Consider the following 3,356-nt stretch of genomic DNA (forward strand, 5'->3'; position numbering starts at 1 on the left):
GGTCGTGTGCGTGTGGCAGCCGCCGCTGTTCCTGCTCAACGACGAGGAAGTCGCGCTGAAGGCCCAGCGGTTCCTGCTCGGCGAGGCCACCGCCGGACTGGCGGACGCGTATCCGGACGTCCACGTCACCCACGAGGTCCTCACCGGCCACCCCGTCGAGGAACTCGCCCGGACCGCCGAACACGCCCTCGCCCTGGTCGTGGGGCGCCGCGGGCGGGGCGGCTACACCGGCATGCGGCTGGGCTCCGTCACGCACGGCCTGCTGCACCGGGCCCACTGCCCGGTGATCACCGTCCCCACCGGCTGAACCGGCGATGACCAGCCCCCCGACGGACGCACCGGCCCTCCCCACCAGGGAAGCGGCCGGGCTGACACGGGCCGAGGCCGAGCGCGGGCTCGCCCGCTACGGGCGCAACGAGGTACCACCGCCCCCGCCCACACCCCTGCACCGCCGGGTCCTGGCACAGCTGCGCGACCCGCTCATCCTGGTCCTGCTCGGCGCCGCCCTCCTGACCATCGCCATCGGGGACCGCCCCGACGCCGTGGTCATCACCCTCGTGGTCGTCGTCAACACCACCGTCGGGGTCGCCCAGGAGGTCCGGGCGGACCGTGCCGTCGCCGCACTCTCCGCCCTGTCGGCCCCGCGCGCCCGGGTCCTGCGCGACGGCGCCCCCCACGAGGTGCCGACCGCCCTCGTGGTGCCCGGAGACACCCTGCTGCTGGGCGAGGGGGACATCGTCGCCGCGGACGCCCTCCTCACCGAGGCGTCGGCGCTGCTCACCGACGAGTCGATGCTCACCGGCGAGTCCGAACCCGTCGCCAGGGCAGTGGGCGAGCCGGTGAGCGCCGGCACCGTCGTCGTACGCGGCCGGGGAGTCGCCACGGCCACGGCCACCGGCCCGGCGAGCGCCTTCGGCCGGATCGCGGCGTCGCTCGACGGAGGCCACGAACCGACCCCGCTCCAGCGCCGGCTCGCCTCCCTCGGCCGCGTCCTGGCCGTCGTCACCCTCGCCCTGTGCCTCCTGTTCTTCGCCCTGGGCCTGCTGCGCGGCCTGCCGGCGGGCACGATGGCCGTCACCGCCATCAGCCTCGCCGTCGCCGCCGTCCCCGAGTCCCTCCCCGCCGTGGTCACCCTGGCCCTGGCGCTGGGAGCCCGCCGGATGGCGGCCCGGGGCGCCCTCGTCCGCCGCCTGCCCGCCGTCGAGACCCTCGGTTCGGTGAGCGTCCTGGCCACCGACAAGACCGGCACCCTCACCGAGGGCCGCATGGTCGTCCAGCACGTGTGGACGCCCGAGGGCGCCGCCGACATCTCCGGCACCGGATACGGGCCCCACGGCCGCCTGCTGCGCGACGGACGGCAGCTGACACCCCGGGAAGCCCACCCGGTACGCGAACTGCTCATGGCCGCCGCCCTCTGCAACGACGCCGGCCTCAGACCGCCCATGCCCACGGACCCGACCGGCGCATGGACCCCCGTGGGCGACCCGATGGAAGCGGCCCTGCTGGCGGCCGCCGCCAAGGCCCACTGCCCCGGCCGGGCCGAGCTGGACCGGCTCTGCCGACGGTTCGCCGAGGCTCCCTTCGACCCCCAGCGCAAGCGGATGACCACCCTGCACCACCTGCCCGACGGCAACGTCCTCGTCTGTCTCAAAGGGGCCCCGGAGAGCGTGCTGGACCCCACGGTCCTCGACGCGGAGCCCGGCCTGCTGGACCGAGCCCGCTCCCAGGCGCAGACCCTGGCACGGCAGGGCTTCCGCGTCCTGGCCGTGGCGGCCGCCGAGAGGCTCTGGCAGCCCCTGCCCGCCACCGGAGCCGAACAGGGCCTGCGCCTGCTGGGCCTGGTCGCGATCAGTGACCCCCCGAAGCCGTCGGCCACCGCCACCCTCGCGGCCTGCCGCGCGGCGGGCATCACCCCCGTGATGATCACCGGCGACCACCCGGCCACCGCCCGGGCCGTCGCCGTACGCACCGGAGTCGTCGACGACGGACCCGACGGCAGGGTCCTCACCGGCCCCGACCTGGCAACGGCCCCGGACGCCGACCTGACCGCCGCCCGCGTCTTCGCCCGCACGGACCCCCAGCAGAAGCTGGACATCGTCCGCGCCTGGCGCGCCCGCGGCGCCGTCACCGCCATGACCGGCGACGGGGTCAACGACGGCCCCGCCCTGCGCCAGGCGGACATCGGCGTCGCCATGGGCGCCCGCGGCACCGAAGTGGCCCGGCAGGCAGCCGACCTCGTCCTCACCGACGACGAACTCTCCACCGTCGTCACAGCGGTCGAGGAAGGCCGCCGGGTGTACGACAACATCCGCCGCTTCCTCGTCTACGCCATGGCGGGCGGCACCGCCGAGATCCTCGTCATGCTGGCCGGCCCCCTGCTCGGGCTGCCCCTGCCCCTGCGCGCCGCACAGATCCTGTGGATCAACCTCCTCACGCACGGCCTGACCGGCGTGGCCATGGGCGCCGAACCCGCCGCCCCCGACGCCATGCGGCGCCCGCCCCGGCCGCCGGACCGGCACATCCTCGCCGCCGGGGTCTGGCAGCGCCTGCTCGCCCTGGCCTCGGCCGTCACGGTCGTGTCCCTCCTCGCCGGCACCGCGGCACGCGCCTGGGGCCTGCCCTGGCAGAGCGTGCTCTTCCTCGCCCTGCTCGCCGCCCAGCTGGGCGTGGCCCTGGGCCTGCGCGGCCGCCTCCTGACCCGGGCGAACCCCTTCCTGCCCGCCTCCGTGGCCGGCTCGGCGCTCCTCGCCGCCGCCGCCCTCCACGTCCCCGCCCTGCGGTCGCTGCTGGACACCGAGCCCGTGGGCTGGTCCGGCCTGTGGCTCGCCTCGGCCGCCGCCCTGGCGGCTTTCGTCTGCGCCCGCCTCCTGCGGGGCGCGTTCCACGGAAAGGGATGACCACGCAGCCCATCGCGGACCGCTCCGGCACGCACGCCGAACTCGGCGACGCCCACCTGCGCCACCTGCGCCACACCGCCCACCACTGAACAGCGGCCGCCTCCGGCCGGGACTACCGTGGAGAAGGGACGCCGATCCCCGCACCGATGCCACCGGCCGGAGGTGGGACATGAGCGCAGGCGACCGGCCTGCCGAACCGGGCGTGCCCCGGCTGCGCCTCGACGAGCTCCTCGACGAGCTCCAGATCCGGATCGAAGAGGTGCGCGGGACCCGCGACCGGCTCAACGGCCTCCTGGAAGCGGTCATGTCCGTCGGCCGGGAGCTCGACCTGCCGCAGGTGCTGCGCGGCATCGTCGAGGCCGCCGTCCTCCTCGTGGACGCCGAGTACGGCGCCCTCGGCGTGATCGGCGACGACAGAAGCTCGCCGAGTTCCTGCCCGTCGGCATCAGCGACGAACTC

General features: G+C 75.8%; 2 protein-coding genes and 1 pseudogene. All 3 read left to right on the plus strand.

The genetic code is table 11. The annotated features are described in order from the left end of the window. On the plus strand, positions 1-307 hold a 307-nt coding region (locus tag VR44_RS08765; protein WP_045946834.1), incomplete at its 5' end, for a universal stress protein. Positions 308-314: 7 nt separating this feature from the next. Further along, positions 315-2,897, plus strand: a complete 2,583-nt coding sequence (locus VR44_RS08770) for a cation-translocating P-type ATPase (RefSeq protein WP_045946835.1) — start codon at positions 315-317, stop codon at positions 2,895-2,897. A gap of 169 nt (positions 2,898-3,066) precedes the next feature. Next, positions 3,067-3,356 (plus strand): annotated as a pseudogene (locus tag VR44_RS08775) (histidine kinase); the annotation flags it as partial.

The sequence above is a fragment of the Streptomyces katrae genome, from assembly GCF_000966975.1.
Lineage (GTDB): Bacteria > Actinomycetota > Actinomycetes > Streptomycetales > Streptomycetaceae > Streptomyces > Streptomyces katrae.

Coding starts and splice junctions, on each gene's coding strand:
- VR44_RS08770 (WP_045946835.1), top strand. CDS start 315: ATGACCAGCCCCCCGACGGACGCACCGGCCCTCCCCACCAGGGAAGCG.